Source organism: Shewanella sp. ULN5 (assembly GCF_030731885.1).
In the GTDB taxonomy this organism is placed as follows: Bacteria; Pseudomonadota; Gammaproteobacteria; order Enterobacterales; family Shewanellaceae; genus Shewanella; species Shewanella holmiensis.
The window spans coordinates 211,869-229,266 of sequence record NZ_JAPJEE010000001.1 but is presented as its reverse complement, the minus strand read 5'-3'; the positions used below and the strand labels follow the sequence as shown (position 1 = coordinate 229,266).

Genomic DNA, 17,398 nt, shown 5'->3' with positions numbered 1-17,398 from the left:
TAAAATCTTAAACTGTAGCTTTATATCTGGCCTGAAAATAACTGCAATTAACGACGATATTTTGCCTAAAAGGAAACACTGTTTTCACACTGTATGGCAGGTGATTTGTACGGTGCAATTCCCTATAATAGCGCCAATTCTGACCCTCCTATATAATTTATAAGGTGAATAGACGTGATGGAAATCATTCGCGGAGCCCCTGCACTTTCTGCATTTAGAGTTCAAAAACTCATGGAGGCCTGCGATAGCGCAGATCTTCCTGTGAAAAGTATCTACGCTGAATATATGCATTTAGCAGATTTAACTGAACAACTAGATGATAATGAGCGTGTTCAGCTTGAACGAATCTTGACCTATGGCCCAGCCATTGAGTCCCACGCCCCGCAAGGACAATTAGTTTTTATCACGCCTCGTCCTGGCACCATTTCACCTTGGTCTTCCAAAGCCACAGACATCGCGCGTAATTGCGGCTTAGGTAAAGTAAAGCGTTTAGAACGTGGCATCGCCTATTATGTTGAGTCAGCTGAGTTATCGACAGCACAACAGCAGCAATTATTAGGTTTATTGCATGATCGCATGATGGAAGTGGTGTTAACCGATTTTGCTGGTGCTGAAGTGCTTTTCAAGCGCACTGAACCTGCTAAGTTTAACAGTGTGAACATTCTTGCAGAAGGTCGCCGTGCTCTTGAAGTGGCTAACGTTAAGTTAGGACTTGCGTTAGCAGAAGACGAAATTGATTATTTAGTTGAGAACTTTGTTCGTTTAAAACGTAATCCAAATGACATCGAATTAATGATGTTCGCTCAGGCTAACTCTGAACATTGTCGCCATAAAATTTTTAATGCAGATTGGACGATTGATGGTGAAGTTCAGCCAAAATCATTGTTCAAAATGATCAAAAACACCTTTGAAGTGACCCCAGATAACGTGTTATCAGCCTACAAAGATAACGCTGCAGTAATGACAGGCCCTGTTGCTGGCCGTTTCTTCCCTGATCCTGATGGCGTATACAATTATCACACTGAGCCGATGCACGTGTTGATGAAAGTGGAAACCCATAATCATCCAACCGCAATTAGCCCTTATCCAGGTGCCGCTACTGGTTCTGGTGGTGAAATTCGTGACGAAGGTGCAACGGGTCGTGGTTCAAAGCCTAAAGCCGGTTTAACGGGTTTTACCGTGTCCAACTTGAAGATCCCTGGTTTTGTTCAGCCATGGGAAGGGAATTACGGTAAGCCTGATCGTATCGTCACTCCGTTAGAAATTATGCTTGAAGGCCCATTAGGCGGCGCAGCATTCAACAACGAATTTGGTCGTCCTGCTTTAACAGGGTATTTCCGTACCTATGAGCAACAGGTGTCTAGCCACAATGGTGTTGAAGTGCGTGGTTATCACAAGCCAATTATGATTGCCGGTGGTTTAGGTAACATTCGTGATGAGCATGTGCAGAAAGGTGAAATTACCGTTGGCGCTAAGCTTATTGTGCTTGGTGGCCCTGCTATGAACATTGGTTTAGGTGGCGGAGCTGCATCGTCTATGGCATCAGGCCAATCAAGTGAAGATTTAGATTTTGCCTCAGTACAACGTGAAAACCCAGAAATGGAACGTCGTTGTCAGGAAGTGATCGACCGTTGTTGGCAGTTAGGTGATGCAAACCCAATCCAGTTTATTCACGATGTTGGCGCGGGTGGATTATCGAATGCGTTCCCTGAATTAGTTAATGATGGTGATCGTGGTGGTGTATTTAATTTACGCAACGTACCATCTGATGAGCCAGGTATGAGCCCGCTTGAAATCTGGTGTAACGAATCACAAGAGCGTTATGTGTTATCTGTCGCGCCAGAGAACTTACAACAATTTGCTGATATTTGTGCCCGTGAACGTGCACCTTTTGCCGTTGTGGGTGAAGCGACTGAAGAAATGCACCTAACGCTTGCCGACAGCCACTTTAACAACAAGCCAATTGATTTACCGCTTGAAGTGTTATTAGGTAAAGCGCCTAAGATGAGTCGCGATGTGGTATCTGCTAAAGCTGTATCGCCAGCGTTAGATCAATCTAAGATTGATTTAGCTGATGCGGTTAAGCGTATTCTGACTTTACCTACAGTTGCTGATAAAACCTTTCTAATCACCATCGGTGACCGTTCTGTAACGGGTTTAGTGAATCGCGATCAATTAGTCGGTCCTTGGCAGGTTCCCGTTGCTGATTGTGCGGTTACTGCATCAAGTTACGACAGTTACTGCGGTGAAGCCATGTCAATGGGTGAGCGTACGCCGCTAGCCTTGCTTGATTTTGATGCTTCAGCCCGTATGGCGGTTGCTGAATCTATCATGAATATTGCAGGCACAGACATCGGTTCATTCAAGCGCATTAAACTGTCTGCAAACTGGATGTCGCCAGCGGGTCACCCTGGTGAAGATGCCGGTCTTTATCAAGCGGTTAAAGCAATTGGTGAAGACTTATGTCCAGCATTGGGTATCACCATTCCTGTTGGCAAAGATTCAATGTCAATGAAAACGGCATGGGAAGATAACGGCACGCAGAAAACCGTCACTTCACCTATGTCTCTAGTGATCACCGCTTTTGGTGTGGTGCAAGATATTCGTAAAACCGTTACCCCTGAATTGCGCACTGATAAAGGTGATACAACCTTATTAATGTTGGATTTAAGCAATGGCCAAAATCGTTTAGGTGGCTCTTGTTTAGCACAGGTTTATAGCGAGTTAGGCGATATTGCCCCAACTTTAGATAAAACGGCTAACCTTGCAGGCTTCTTTGAAGTCATGCAAACGCTAGTCGCAGACCAATCGGTTATTGCTTATCACGACCGCAGTGATGGTGGTTTGTTCACGACGTTAGTTGAAATGGCCTTTGCTGGTAACAGTGGTTTAAACATTGATCTTGCAGCGCTAAACGGCACTGATTTAGAACGTTTATTTAACGAAGAGTTGGGCGCGGTTATTCAAGTAAGCCAAGCGGATGCCGCAAATATTGCCGCTAAATTTGAAGCTAAAGGCGTGACGTGTCATAACATTGGTGGTTTAGCGTCTGCTGACAGCATCAAGATTACTGATGGTGAGCGTGTTATTTATCAGAACAGCCGTACTGCACTTCGTACTTTATGGTCAGAAACCACTTACCGTATGCAGTCACTTCGTGATAACCCAGCATGTGCGCAAGAAGAGTTTGAGCTTAAGCAACAAGCTGATGCACCCGGCTTAACGGTTAAATTGGGCTTTAACCCAAGTGAAGATGTTGCCGCCCCTTATATATTAAAAGGTGCAGCACCTAAAATGGCGATTTTACGTGAGCAGGGTGTTAACTCTCATATTGAAATGGCTGCAGCATTTGACCGTGCAGGCTTTGAAAGCCGTGACGTGCATATGTCTGACATTCTGTCAGGTCGTATCAGCTTAGAAGAGTTCCAGGGCTTAGTGGCTTGTGGTGGATTCTCTTATGGTGACGTATTGGGTGCTGGTGAAGGTTGGGCTAAGTCGATTCTATTTAATGCCCGTGCCCGTGATGAGTTCAGTCGTTTCTTTGAACGTGACTCAAGCATTGCCTTAGGTGTGTGTAACGGTTGTCAAATGTTGTCAAACCTGAAAGAAATTATTCCTGGTAGCGAGCATTGGCCACACTTTGTACGTAACCGTTCTGAGCGCTTCGAAGCGCGCTTCAGTTTGGTTGAAGTACAGCAAACACCGTCAGTGTTCTTTGAGGGAATGGTGGGTTCGCGTATGCCTATCGCAGTGTCTCATGGCGAAGGTTTAGCTGAGTTTGCTAATGCAGATGCATTAGCAAAAGCTGAAGCTTCAGGCACGATAGCATTGCGTTACGTTGATGGCCACGGTCAAATCGCGACTCAATATCCATTAAACCCAAATGGTTCACCAAATGGTTTAACGGGGATTTGTACCACAGATGGTCGTGTGACTATTATGATGCCACACCCAGAGCGAGTATTTAGAACGGTTGCCAACTCATGGCATCCTGAAGAGTGGGGTGAAGATAGCCCATGGATGCGCATGTTCCGTAATGCGCGTGTTAAAATTGGTTAGTAACCTCTTTTAATCCCATCAAAAGGCGACGATTAAGTCGCCTTTTTCATTATTAAGCCTTCTACCTTGGAATGTGTTTGGTGCTGAAATACGTTTGTACATATTGAACTGGATAAGACAAAACCACTTAGACGAGTAACAAACCACTGAGTGCGATGATGCTTTGGTGTTCGATAGAAAACATCACCAAACAATGAGGGCGTTCGAAATTCTGTGTCAGGCTAAGTTTAAATTTCTAGCACGCTGTCTAAACGTCCTTCAAAATAAATCGCTAACTGAGATAAACAAAGGCTCCAATTGTGAATGGGCATTGTCCATTTATTCGAGGCGTTCAATATGCCAGCATAAAGTAGCTTCAACAAGCTATTTTCATTGGGAAAAGCCCCTTTGGTTTTGGTTAACTTCCTAAATTGACGGTGTACCGCTTCCACCGCATTGGTGGTGTAAATCACTTTTCTGATGTGCTCTGGATACTTAAAATAGTGCGATAGATTGTGCCACTTACGGCGCCAAGAATTGATAACAAGTGGGTAAGCCTCGCCCCATTTCGCTTCTAGTTCATCTAACGCTAGCTCCGCCGCTTCCTTGCTCACCGCACGATAAATACACTTCAAATCGGCCATGAACGCCTTCTGGTTTTTCGAGGCCACGTACTTCATTGAGTTGCGTATTTGATGAATGATGCACAGCTGCGTCTCTGTATTCGGGAAGATACTGGCGATGGCTTCAGGAAACCCCGTCAGGCCATCAACACAAGCGATAAGGATGTCCTTTACGCCGCGATTATTAAGATCGGTCAGCACAGATAACCAGTAATTAGCGCCTTCATTTTCAGATAAATGCAGGCCGAGTATTTCTTTTTTTCCTTGCATATTAAGGGCTAGCAGGGTGTACACCGCTTTGCTGATGTAACGGCCATCTTCTTTGACTTTGTAATGTATCGCATCGAGCCAGACAATCGGGTAGTGGCTGTCCAGTGGGCGCTGTTGCCAGGCTTTAAGCTCAGGAATAAGCTTGTCAGTTATGGCGTTAATGGTCGCGCTGGAGACATTAATGCCGTACATCTCCTCGACGTGCTGATTGATGTCGCGGTAGCTCATGCCCATGCTGAACATCGATAGCACTTTGCGGTCGATTTCATCGGTGAGCGTGGTTTGGTTCTTCTTGATGAGCTGAGGTTCAAAAGAGCCATTTCTATCACGAGGCGTTTCTAACTCAAAGTTGCCTGACGGGTGCTTAATCGTCTTAGCCGTCTTACCATTCTTGCGGTTAGGTTGCTCATCATGAGCCAAGTGCTGTTCAAGTTCGGCTTGAAGCGCCGCTTCGGTAAGTTGTTTAATCAAGGGGCCAAGAATACTGTCTTTGCCTGTGAGGTTTTTACCTGCTTGAAGATCTTTAAGGGCTTGTTCAAAGTTAAAAGGTTGAGTCATGTGTCATTCCTGTTTTTGTACAGTTTACTGAAATGACACAGAATTATGAACACTACGCAAACAATACAAAAAAGACAGGCGTAAAAAAGCCCATTCAATTATGAATGGGCTTTTTTGTGTCAGTCATCGTATTGTTTATCACGATGACGACTGCTTTGCGCTAACAAAACATAAACTGTTAGTGATTTACTTCACTTCTTTAGCGGTGTACATCTCAACAAAAGCACGTTTGTATAAGTTGACAACGTTTTCAAATACTTTAGTCATAGCAACATCTCTCAATTGTTTGGTTCATCAAAGAACGTTAAATACCTTAGGGTTAAGTCAACGGCTCCTTGGCATAAATGCTACTCGTTTTCTTAATGTGTGTATGATACTGAGCTTAATGAAAACTTTCAAACTAGTAAAAATGATATTTAAGATTAGTTTTTCTAATGTTATAGCGGTTTGTTTTATTGTTGTGGTTTTTCATGTTGTTGTTTTTAATAGAAAAATGTAATTTGTTTGGGTTAGTATATCTGTTGCTTAATTTGTTAATGTTTTGGTGTCGTTGCTTTGGGTGTAGTTACAGCTTAATCATCTACATTAGTAATGAACGTTATAGATTTATGAAATTTTACCTACCAATGAATTATGCACTTGTCAATATCTCAAGTGTGGTATTATGCGCACATGCTCAAAACCCACTTAAAGCTGCAACTTAGATTGATTTGGGTCAATTTTCAATGGTATAAAATCTGCGTATTCTGAATTTATTTGAAATGTAAGTCGCTGATATTGGTACTTAAAATTATTTTTGAATAAGTTTGCATAAAGCGAGATCACACTTTTGCTTTAAATGAGATGTTGAGCGATTTTTTTGTTCAGGTTTCATGTTTTAATCACACGAGTCATTTATTGCTGTAACCTCGTGCTTTAACACCTTGTTAACTAATGGTGTTAAACCCGTTGGTTGGATGGCAATAAGTAAACACCCATATTGGCAACAGGTATGTTGTTTAATTTGCATTTGGTTGTACTGAAGTAAGGAGTCGCCAATGATTATCGAAGAGGTAGTTGAGCTATCGCGTTTGCAGTTCGCGCTGACAGCCATGTATCACTTTCTATTTGTTCCTCTCACCTTGGGCCTAGCTTTTATTCTGGCGATCATGGAGTCACTTTATGTGATGACAGATAAGCAGATATATAAAGACATGACTAAGTTTTGGGGTAAATTATTCGGAATCAACTTTGCCTTAGGTGTTACCACCGGTTTGGCAATGGAATTCCAGTTTGGTACTAACTGGTCATATTTTTCACACTATGTAGGTGATATTTTTGGTGCGCCATTGGCGATTGAAGGCCTAATGGCATTCTTCCTCGAATCAACCTTAGTGGGTATGTTCTTTTTTGGTTGGGACCGATTCAGTAAACGTCAGCATTTAGCGGTAACCTGGTTGGTTGCGCTGGGTTCAAATATGTCTGCGTTGTGGATTTTGGTTGCTAATGGTTGGATGCAAAACCCGGTAGGTTCAGTATTTAACTATGAAACCATGCGCATGGAAATGACCAGCTTTGCTGAAGTTATTTTCAACCCTGTTGCACAGGTGAAATTTGTTCACACCGTGGCATCGGGTTATGTAGCGGGTGCCATGTTCGTTCTGGCAATCAGTTCATACTATATTCTAAAAGGCCGTGATTTACCGTTTGCTCGTCGCTCTTTTGCGATTGCAGCAAGCTTTGGTATGGCGTCAATTCTGTCTGTTATCGTACTGGGTGACGAATCTGGCTATAAAGTCGGTGAAGTACAACGTGTGAAATTAGCGGCAATTGAAGCAGAATGGCACACTGAGCCGGCTCCAGCTGCCTTTACTGCCATTGGTTTCCCAAATGAAGAAACCATGAAAAATGATTATGCGATTCGAATTCCGTATGCAATGGGTATCATTGCCACGCGCTCTTTAGATGAGCAAGTGACCGGTATTATCGATTTGATTGACGAGCATGAAGTGCGTATTCGTAACGGTATGATTGCTTATTCATTCTTAACACAGCTTCGTGCTGGCGATACCAGTCAGGAACTGCGTGATAACTTTGAAGCAACTAAGCATGACTTAGGCTATGGCTTATTGCTGAAGCGTTATACTGAAAACGTAGTTGATGCGACAGAAGAGCAAATCAAAGCGGCTGCGAAAGACTCTATTCCTAATGTCGCGCCAATGTTCTGGTCATTCCGTATTATGGTTGGCGCGGGTGTGTTGATGCTGTTTATCTTTGCTGCAGCGTTTTGGCAAAGTACTCGTCATCAGATTGCTGAGAAAAAGTGGGTGCTTAAAGCGGCACTATACGGCTTACCGTTACCTTGGATTGCCATTGAGTGTGGTTGGTTTGTAGCTGAATATGGTCGTCAACCTTGGACGATTTCAGAAGTATTACCGACCTTTATGTCAGCATCAAGCTTAACTGTGTCTGATTTATGGTTCAGTATCATTTCAATTACCTTGTTCTATTCAGTATTACTGGTTATTGAGATGTTCTTGATGTTCAAGTATGCCCGTCTTGGCCCTAGCAGCATGAAGACTGGTCGTTATCACTTTGAAAACCAAGATGCTTAATCAGAGGACCTGACTATGTTTGATTATGAAGTTTTAAGATTTATCTGGTGGGCATTAATCGGTGTGTTGTTTGTCGGCTTTGCCGTCACTGACGGCTTCGATATGGGTGTAGGTGCGTTATTACCAATCATAGGTAAAGATGACACTGAGCGCCGTATTATGATTAACACCATTGCGCCGCATTGGGATGGCAACCAGGTTTGGTTAATTACCGCTGGTGGTGCGTTATTCGCAGCCTGGCCTATGGTATATGCCGTGTCATTTTCTGGCTTTTATGTCGCGATGATGCTGGTGCTGTTCGCCTTATTCTTGCGTCCAGTAGGCTTTGATTACCGTTCGAAAATTGAAGATCCAAAATGGCGTAAGTCATGGGATTGGGCACTGTTTATCGGTGGTTTTGTACCGCCACTCATCATAGGTGTAGCGTTTGGTAACTTGTTACAAGGCGTGCCGTTTAACTTTGATGAGTTTTTACGTGCTAAATACCATGGTGGCTTCTTTGGGTTACTGAATCCATTTGGGCTTCTTACTGGCCTTGTGTGTGTCAGCATGATCATGATGCAAGGTGCTGCATGGTTACAAATGAAGACCGAAGGTGAGTTACGTGTTCGTGCCGCTAACATGACCCAGATTTGTGGTGGTTTGTTAGTCGTACTATTTGCAGCTGCCGGTGTGTGGTTAGCAAATGGCATTGACGGTTATGTGATTACCTCAACACTTGATTTAGCGGGCCCATCTAATCCAACAACGAAAACGGTTGCGATTGAAGCGGGTGCCTGGTTAGCTAATTACGATAAGTATCCGGTGACCATGTTATTCCCTGTTTTAGGGTTATTAATGCCAGTGTTAGCAATATTTGCTAGCCGCTTTAACCGCAGTGGTTTCGCGTTCTTATTTAGCTCATTAGCCATTGCAGGCGTAATTTTAACTTGTGGTGCAGCGATGTTCCCGTTTGTTATGCCGTCATCGCTTGAGCCAAATGTAAGCTTAACCATGTGGGATGCGACAGCAAGCCAAATGACCCTAAAAGTGATGACCTTCGCCGCGATTATCTTTGTACCAACCGTATTAAGTTATACGATTTGGACTTACTACAAGATGTATGGTCGTTTGAATCGTAGTTTTATTGAAGACAATAAAACCTCACTTTATTAATAGGAGTCATCATCTATGTGGTATTTTGCGTGGATATTAGGTGTATTACTGGCTTGTTCTTTCGGCATTATTAATGCGCTATGGTTAGAAAACACTGAAAACATGGATCGCCAAGAAAATAGCGAAAGTTAACGAGTTTTGTTGGTTAAATAATAAAACCCCGCTTATTTGCGGGGTTTTTTTATGGCTTAAATAAATGTTGCCGCGTCTTGGTTATTCAACCGCTAATGAATTCCAACACTGCTATGGATAATCAATGCATATCAAACAGCCCATAGCGGCGATAATTTGCACCAATAACCGTGTTGTGTTTTGCGTCAACAACTAGCCCATTGCCAGTAAAGCCATCACTGCTAGCGTTGCTAATCGCCACTGAAAATAGATTTATCGTCCACTATCAACAAAAACCAGTGATCTTTAGTCGCAGGGCAATTCACCTTATCGATTAACACCTTTACTTATTCTTATCATTTGGCATCAATCACCTAGCATAATTCATCGTCTATAAATTAGCTGAACTTAATGCTTAAAGGGGGCATGCAAACAAAAAATGGCCTGAAGCAAGATGCCTCAGGCCATTTAATTAGCGATTGTCAATTTGCTGCTTAAACCTCAAATTGAACAACGGCTGTTAATCCAGAACAATATTAGTCTACTTTAAATACACCAATTTGCTGTTTAATATTACCGGCTAATTGGGTTAACACATCGGCATCGTCAACCGCTTTAATGGCTCTTTGCTCACTGTTTTGTGCCAAAGAGGCAATAGAATGTAAGCTGTTCGATACTTCATCCGCCACAGTGGTTTGCTGTTTGGTCGCACTGGCTATACTGGAGGAGAACATGGCCATTTCGGCAATATTTGTATTAATTTGGCTTAGCTGAGTATTGGCATCATCGCCTTGCTCGGCAGACTTAATCCCCAATTGTTGGCAATGGTTCATTTGTGTGGCCGTCAGTTTGACCTGTTGTTGTAATTTGTTGATGGTGACACTGATCTCGCTAATTGATTGTTGGGTGCGTTGTGCTAAAGATCGTACTTCATCGGCAACAACAGCAAAGCCTCTTCCTTGTTCACCTGCTCTTGCGGCCTCAATAGCAGCATTTAATGCCAGTAGGTTAGTTTGCTCGGCAATACCGTTAATGACCTCAGTGACCTGGCTGATGGCCTGACTCTCATAACTTACCCCTTCAATATTTTGTTGGGTTTGGGTGAGTTGTTCGCTGAGTGATTGCAGATCGTTGACCACTTGTGTTAATTGGTTATGGCCATCGCTTGAGGCTTTATCAATTTCTTGAGCTTGAATCGCGCCTTGGCCAGAGTTTTGTGCCACATCTTTAATTGACGCTGACATTTCTTCAATTGCGGTAGCGATTTGTTCTGTTTGATTGAGTAATGATTTAGCTTCATTACCATTATCTGTTGCAGTTTGTTGACTTAAATTGGCATGACTTTCTAAGCTTAATACTGACTGTTGTAATGACTTAATCAGCCCAGCCAGATTGGTGGCCATTTGAGTGACACTAATGGTGATTTGATCCACTTCATTTGCACTGTGTGGATCGCAAGCGGTAAATGTTTGGGATAAATCACCTTCACCGAGTTTGGCTATTTTGGCCTCTAATAACTGTAGTGGTTTAACTGCGCGGGTGATTAACGTACTCAACAATATGAAAATAAGCACAATACCAATTACCGCAATTAGCAGATTTTGCTGCAACATAGTCACGCTTTCATTATTCAATTCCTGTTGCGGCACAAATCCCACTAAGGTCCAATTCCAGCCTTTAATGGCGACTGAGTAAGAAAACATATCATCGTTATTTAGCGAAGTATAAAACCAGCTTTGTTCATCGGTTAAAGCTTGTTCAATGGTTAATCCATCAAGTAAGGCAGCATCAAAAGGGGCATCTGCTGTTAATTTAGGATGAGCAATGATTTGTTTGTCTGAATTTCGAATAATGACATAGGAGCCGGACTCTTCTAAGGTCATTTTTTTCATGGTTTGTTGGATTTGCTGAACCGATTGGGTGATATCAAAACCAACGAATAAAATACCTATGACTTTGCCACTGACATCTTTAATAGGGCGATAAATTGTCATGAAATCACGGCCGAATAATTTGGCATAACCTTCATATTCTTCACCGTTAATCAGTTTTTTGTATCCAGGGTGCGAGGTGCCCAAGTTTGTGCCAATGGCGCGTTTACCGTCGGCTTTTTTTAATGACGTTGAAATACGGGTAAAGTCATCCTGATCGCGCACAAAAATTGTCGCCACGCCACCGGTGAGTTTTGAAAATCTGTCCACTTTACTGCGTGATGCATTAATTTGCTCATTGCCATGTTTCAATGAGGGTGAGCTGACACTGAGCACTTTTACGTTTCGGCCACCTAAATAGAACGTGCTGGGATATAAAGTCCGAAGAATATCTGCGTTTCTTCTGGCGAGGGTAAGCATGCTGTCGTACTGCAATTCAATCAGTTCGGCATTACTGTGCATTTGCGCGCCAATGGCTTGAACCGCTTTGTCATTTAACGAGTGAGAGGCCGATTGATATGAAAATAAAGACATCGCCACAAAAATGGCAATGGATGACAGTAAGGCAAGCGAGCTGATCTGTTTTGCAATCGGCCAATTTTTATAATTCATGACAATATTTCCGGATAGTTACTGTATGGTTAATTTATAGCAAATCCGAAGTTAAGGCCTTGACTCAAATCACATTAGCTAACCTCAAATTCGTTTGAGAAATGAATAAATAAAATTGACTCAGCGAACATTCACCTGCTTTGCGTCAAACTTGAATTGAATACTGATAATAAGAGAAGGTTACGCGTCAATAGCTCGACTAAATCAAGTCATTTAAGCATCGTTGGGGATCAAGTATTTATTGAATGCGGTTAATTAACAGAGCCAAGGTGGGGGACTTTGGGGTGATGCCCGAATAAAAAAGAGTGACATGTTGCCATATCACTCTTTTTATCATGTCATTCTTTATATCATGTAAGTACTTTGAAGCTAAACGGGCAGCATGTCGGGCAGCAGTGTCTGTTTTTTGGGTTTCATCATTAAATGATACATCACAGGCACCCACACTAAAGACAGCATAGTGGTTAATAAGGTACCGCCAGCAATGGCTATTGCAAAGGGCGGCCAAAATCCACCGCCGGCAATAATCAAGGGTAAAAAACCGCCGATTGTGGTGATGGTGGTTGAGCCAATATGGCGGCCGCAACTGCTAACGGTATTGATAATTACTGCCATATTACCTTGTCTTGCCTCGGGCAAATCTTCAAGTTCAGCCAAGATCACAATGGCGGCATTAATGGCTAATCCCATCAAACCTAATAAACCAATTATAACTGTAAAGCCAAAAGGGTAGCCAAACACGAATACGGCTAATAACCCCAATCCGGCAGACTGAATCGCGCTGAATAGAATAATGCCAGTGATGCGGAATGAGTTGAATGACAACACCACAGTAGCCAGTAATAGGGTAATAACTACAACGAGGTTAGACATTAGGTTACCAACGGCTTCATTGCGTTTAGCGCTTTCTCCGCCCACTTCAATATGGTATCCAGAGGGTAGCGCAATGTTATTGAGTTTTGATTTCACATCATCAAGCACCTGAGCTGGCAATACGCCACTGGTGATATATGCCTCAATGGTGTTGACTCGTTCACCATTACGACGGGGTATCGCCCCACGACTGGCACTGACTTCATTATAGGATAATGCCGATAATGGAATCCCAGTGCCTGTTGGCGAGACTAAGTTAAGTTCTGCTAATCGCGTAGCTTGTTCGCGGCTGCTATCACCTAAACGCACACGAATAGGCAACGACTCCGTTTGCTCTAAAATACTGCCGCCAATGATGCCTGTGGTGGCCATTTTCACCTGATTGGCGATATCAGTTAAGCTTAAACCGCTCATCAAACTTGCGTCTTCATTGACTTGTAACCATAGTTTAGGCGCGCCTGGTGACAGCGTCGCTCTGGTATGGATAACGTCGGGTGTGGCAATTAATAGTGCCCGCACTTGATCGCCAATTTCTTTTAGCATGTCCAGATTCGGTCCGTAAATAAGGAGTTCGACAGGCGCATTAAAGGGGGGACCTTGTTCCAGTTTTCTTACTAGAATTTGTGCTTGTGGAAATTCAACATCAAGTGATTGTTGTAACAGGGGGATCAGTTTGTTTGCGGTGTTAAAGTCAGTGACTTTCACCATTGCCTGAGCATAGTTAGTTGCACCTTGCTGACGTTGAGTCAGATTGTAATAAAATGATGGTGTATTACCACCAACAACCCAGGTGACTTCGCTTATTTCGGCAAGGTTTTGAAGCTTTTTATCAATCAAGGCAACCTGTTGGCGAGTATTTTCTATACTTACCAGTGAGGCCAGATGCACTTCGATTTGGAACATATCCCTGTCTGATGGCGGGAAAAATTGTTCGGTCATTTTACCTGCCACCATAAAACCACTCATAGGCAGAACGCCCACTACAAGCGCCGTTAATAATGGTCGTTTAAGTGCAAACGCTAAACTGGTTTTAAAGGCTCGGCCTATTCGAGGAAAAGCCATGCCTTGTTGATACCAGGCGGTAGCTGGCTCGCTTCGACTAAAACGACCTGCAAGCCCTGCAATAAGGGTATGGGAAATAATATAAGAGCCCAATAGCGCAAACATGACCGAAATAGCAATGCCGCCGACAAACTCACCCGCCGCCCCTGGCATTAATACTATTGGCGCAAAGGCTAACATAGTTGTAATCGTTGAGCCGGCAAGCGGGAGCCATAAATGATGTAGTGTTTTAGATACGGCCTCTAATTTACTCATACCTTGTTGGCGGCGCTGGGCAATCGCATCAACAATAACAATGGCGTTATCTACCATAATGCCTAATGCGACAACCAAACCCGTTACCGACATTTGATGAATGGGTAAACCTGTGTATTTCATACAGGCTAAAGTGAATAGGGCAGTAAGAGGTAATGATAACGCCACAATTAATGCATTACGCAACCCTAAGGTCAGCATTAATACGGCAACAATAATCACAAAGCCTTGCAGCAAATTAACGACCAAATCGCCGAGTCGAACACTGGTGTAACCTTGCTGATCAAATAACCATTGCACTTTGATATTGGCTGGCAAATTTTGTGAAAAGGTGTCAATCGTTTGCTCTATTTGATGCTGCCATATATCAACGCGATTACTGTTAAGCATGGTCGCGCCAATCAGCACACCTTGCTGACTGTTGATCAGCGCAATGCTGCTAGCCGGCGTTTTGGATTGGCGGCTAATGGTTGCCACATCGCCTAGGCGAATAATTTGCCCGTATTCATCTACTTTTAACGGCACTCGTCGAATACGACTTTGCGAATCAAGCTCGCCAGAAACTTCAACTAACGCGCGAAATTGCTGGTTGTTAATTTCACCGGCTGAAATCTTACTATCAGCATTTGTTAAAATTTGTGCAATTACCCCAGGGGTCAGTTTCAGCTGACTGATTTTATTCCCATCAAGCTCTACGAGAATTTCCTCTTCTGGCGCGCCATAAAGCTTGGCAAAATCAGTGCCTGATAATAGTCTGATCCGGCTTTGCAACTCCTTGGCGTAACGGTTTAAAATATCACTTCTTACCGGCGAATCATCCGCCCACACTACCCCCAGAATCGCCGTGCTGGCATAGCCAACTTGATCATCTAGAGTGCTATTTTGCGCTTGAGCTGGAAGCAAGTGCTTACCATCGGCCACTAAATCACGCGCCCTAGACCAAACTGGCTCAGTTTCAGTGATGGTATCTTTCAGCTCAAGCTGAATAACTGATATTCCCGGGCGGGAAGTCGATTGAACAAGTTTTATTTCTTCTAAACGGCGTAGTTGTGTTTCTAATACTTCGGTGACTAATGCTTCTACTCTTTCAGCTGAAGCGCCAGGGTAATGGGTAATCACTGAAGCAAAACGATTGGTAATGTGCGGATCTTCTGTGCGCGGTAAACTGGAAATCGCACCAAATCCCGCCACAATTAACAGAGCGATAAATAAACTGGTTAGACGGCCGTTTTCTAAAAATGCTTTAATCATATGGCCCCCGCAACAGCGGTGGTCGCAGGCGTTACAACTTGTCCAACGACCAGTTTATGTAACCCTTCAATGATAATGGTGTCATCATTGCGTAATGCGCCTTTTATATAGGCTTTATCTTGATTGGTATAAATAATTTCAACGTCACGACGTTCAATACTGAAGTGATTTACACCACTGGTATCAGCTTGTTTATTTAATACGTAAACATTCCACAATCCTCTTACGCCATCGGTTAAGGCGGAAATTGGCACCCAATATCCAGCAACCGGAATATCCTGTTGGTATTCAAAATAGGCGATTTCACCATTTAATACGTCAGCATCTTTGGGCAGGCTAATTCTTAACTGCACAGTACGAGTGATAGCATCAACTTCGGCGCTTATTCCGGCAATACTGCCGTTAAGGGTTTTATCACCAACGCGAATCGGCACTTGTTGATTGTTTTTCAAGCTAGATGCCACTTGAATAGGCACACCAATATAAGCAAGCTGCTGATCATCACCGATTAAGGTAAATACGGGACTACCCAAACCAATCACTTCACCTAGGTTATGGTGACGTTTACTGATTTTGCCATTGAAAGGTGCCATTAATATCGATTTTTCAAGTTTTAAGTTTGTAGCGTATAAGCTTGCATTGAGTCGTTGGCGGTTGGCGATTAAACCTGTGACTTGCTGTTTAGTTTCGTCTAGCTGCTGCTCAGAAACGTAGTTTTTATCTTTTAAACTAAGGGTACGCTTTAATGTGTTTTCAGCTAAATCTAAGTCTGCTTTTGTTTGCTGCAAACTGGCTTCAAGCTGTTGTTTCTCGGCCTGTAAAAGGTCAGTATCTAAGGATGCTAAGGTTTGTCCCAGGGTGACACTGTCACCACTATCCACTTGAATACTATTTAATTTACCTGCTAATTCGAAACCAATACCCGTGGTATTAGCTGAGCGAATAGTGCCAGTATAGGTTTGTTTGTGTTGATAATATTCCGACGGCGTGAGGGCAGTGGTTGCTACGGTTTGATAACTAACCGACTCAGAGTGTTGTTTTACTTCAGATCCACAACCGCTAACTACCAGTAAGCTGCATAGGCCTACCATTAATAGTCGCACTTGGCCGATCGATTGATATTCCATTTTTGTACCCCATTAGGATAATAATTTATACGTGATGCAAACAACTTATTAATCCATAGCAGAAAATGCTTATTCGGCTATGTAACGTAGCAATGTAACACTAATGTTAAACTAGACTGTCTAGTCTAATTATATGAAACTGGACTGTCTAGTCTATTTTGTGATTAAATAGTATTAAATGTTGAATATAAGTAAAAACACTACGAGTAAAAGATGACAGAAGACCATGTGCTAGCTGTAAATTTGGATGCAACATTATCGAAAAGTGAACAAAAACGGGTGCAGATCCTTCATTCGGCTATTGAGCTTTTTTGCCATCAAGGTTTTTCCAATACCAGTATGGATGAGGTGGCTAAACATGCAGGGGTTTCTAAGCAAACGGTATACTCCCATTTTGGCTCTAAAGACGATCTTTTTGTTGCATCAATAGAATCAAAATGTGTGGTGCATCAACTCACTGAAAACCTATTAGTGGATGCTTCTCAACCAGAGGTTGTACTGACTATTTTTGCACAGCAATTTGGTGCAATGATTGTTTCAGAAGAGGCGATTAGGGTATTTACAACCTGTGTTGCCCAGTCCGACACTCATCCTGAGGTGTCTGAATTATTTTATAATGCTGGCCCGAAACATATTTTGAATTTAGTAAAAGGATATTTAGGTAAAGTTAATCAGCATGGTCAGTATTATTTCGAAAACCCACACGACAGTGCAGTGAGATTGAGCTTAATGTTATTTGGTGAGCTGCGAATGCGTTTAGAATTAGGCTTATCAACGGCAGATATTCTTCCTAAAAGGCAGAGCTATTTGAAAGAGACGGCCTTAATGTTCTTAAGGGCGCACCGTGTATAGTGTGTGACATTTTGTTAAATTAAATGCCATTTTTGATAAAGCTTCATAATTTTGAACTAGTTTGTATAGTGTGACGTATTGTTCTA

9 protein-coding genes are annotated in these 17,398 nt (G+C 42.8%); 5 read left to right on the top strand and 4 right to left on the bottom strand.

Annotated features, from left to right (window positions below; translation table 11 throughout):
• The first annotated feature begins 177 nt into the window (after positions 1–177).
• Entirely contained in the window at positions 178–4,059 is a 3,882-nt protein-coding gene (purL, locus tag ORI98_RS00960) for a phosphoribosylformylglycinamidine synthase (RefSeq protein ID WP_306134059.1), read from the top strand.
• A gap of 227 nt (positions 4,060–4,286) precedes the next feature.
• On the opposite strand, the gene ORI98_RS00955 is transcribed toward purL, so the two are convergent.
• Positions 4,287–5,489, bottom strand: a complete 1,203-nt coding sequence (locus ORI98_RS00955; RefSeq protein ID WP_306133895.1) for an IS256-like element ISSde5 family transposase — start codon at positions 5,487–5,489, stop codon at positions 4,287–4,289.
• 1,037 nt (positions 5,490–6,526) lie between these two features.
• Between ORI98_RS00955 and ORI98_RS00950 the strand changes: the two genes are divergently transcribed.
• The 3 genes from ORI98_RS00950 to cydX are packed head-to-tail and all read left to right on the top strand — an operon-like array spanning position 6,527 to position 9,370.
• Positions 6,527–8,083: a cytochrome ubiquinol oxidase subunit I gene (locus ORI98_RS00950; RefSeq protein WP_261298069.1), complete on the top strand. Its 1,557-nt coding sequence runs from the start codon at positions 6,527–6,529 to the stop codon at positions 8,081–8,083.
• Positions 8,084–8,098: 15 nt separating this feature from the next.
• Entirely contained in the window at positions 8,099–9,238 is a 1,140-nt protein-coding gene (cydB, locus tag ORI98_RS00945) for a cytochrome d ubiquinol oxidase subunit II (RefSeq protein ID WP_261298068.1), read from the top strand.
• A 15-nt stretch (positions 9,239–9,253) separates the two neighbouring features.
• A complete protein-coding gene (gene cydX / locus ORI98_RS00940; RefSeq protein ID WP_188841058.1) occupies positions 9,254–9,370 on the top strand; it encodes a cytochrome bd-I oxidase subunit CydX in 117 nt (38 codons plus the stop codon).
• A 515-nt stretch (positions 9,371–9,885) separates the two neighbouring features.
• On the opposite strand, the gene ORI98_RS00935 is transcribed toward cydX, so the two are convergent.
• The 3 genes from ORI98_RS00935 to ORI98_RS00925 all read right to left on the bottom strand — a co-directional run bounded on the left by ORI98_RS00935 (position 9,886) and on the right by ORI98_RS00925 (position 16,460).
• Positions 9,886–11,892, bottom strand: coding sequence for a methyl-accepting chemotaxis protein (locus tag ORI98_RS00935; RefSeq protein WP_261298066.1), 2,007 nt, complete (start codon positions 11,890–11,892; stop codon positions 9,886–9,888).
• Between the two features lie 369 nt (positions 11,893–12,261).
• Positions 12,262–15,333 carry an efflux RND transporter permease subunit gene (locus tag ORI98_RS00930; protein ID WP_306133894.1) on the bottom strand — a complete coding sequence of 1,024 codons (3,072 nt, stop codon included), beginning with the start codon at positions 15,331–15,333 and terminating at the stop codon, positions 12,262–12,264.
• Positions 15,330–16,460, bottom strand: coding sequence for an efflux RND transporter periplasmic adaptor subunit (locus tag ORI98_RS00925; protein ID WP_306133893.1), 1,131 nt, complete (start codon positions 16,458–16,460; stop codon positions 15,330–15,332). The genes ORI98_RS00930 and ORI98_RS00925 overlap by 4 nt, the downstream gene beginning before the upstream one ends.
• 213 nt (positions 16,461–16,673) lie before the next feature.
• Between ORI98_RS00925 and ORI98_RS00920 the strand changes: the two genes are divergently transcribed.
• Positions 16,674–17,312, top strand: coding sequence for a TetR/AcrR family transcriptional regulator (locus ORI98_RS00920; protein ID WP_306133892.1), 639 nt, complete (start codon positions 16,674–16,676; stop codon positions 17,310–17,312).
• Positions 17,313–17,398 lie beyond the last annotated feature (86 nt).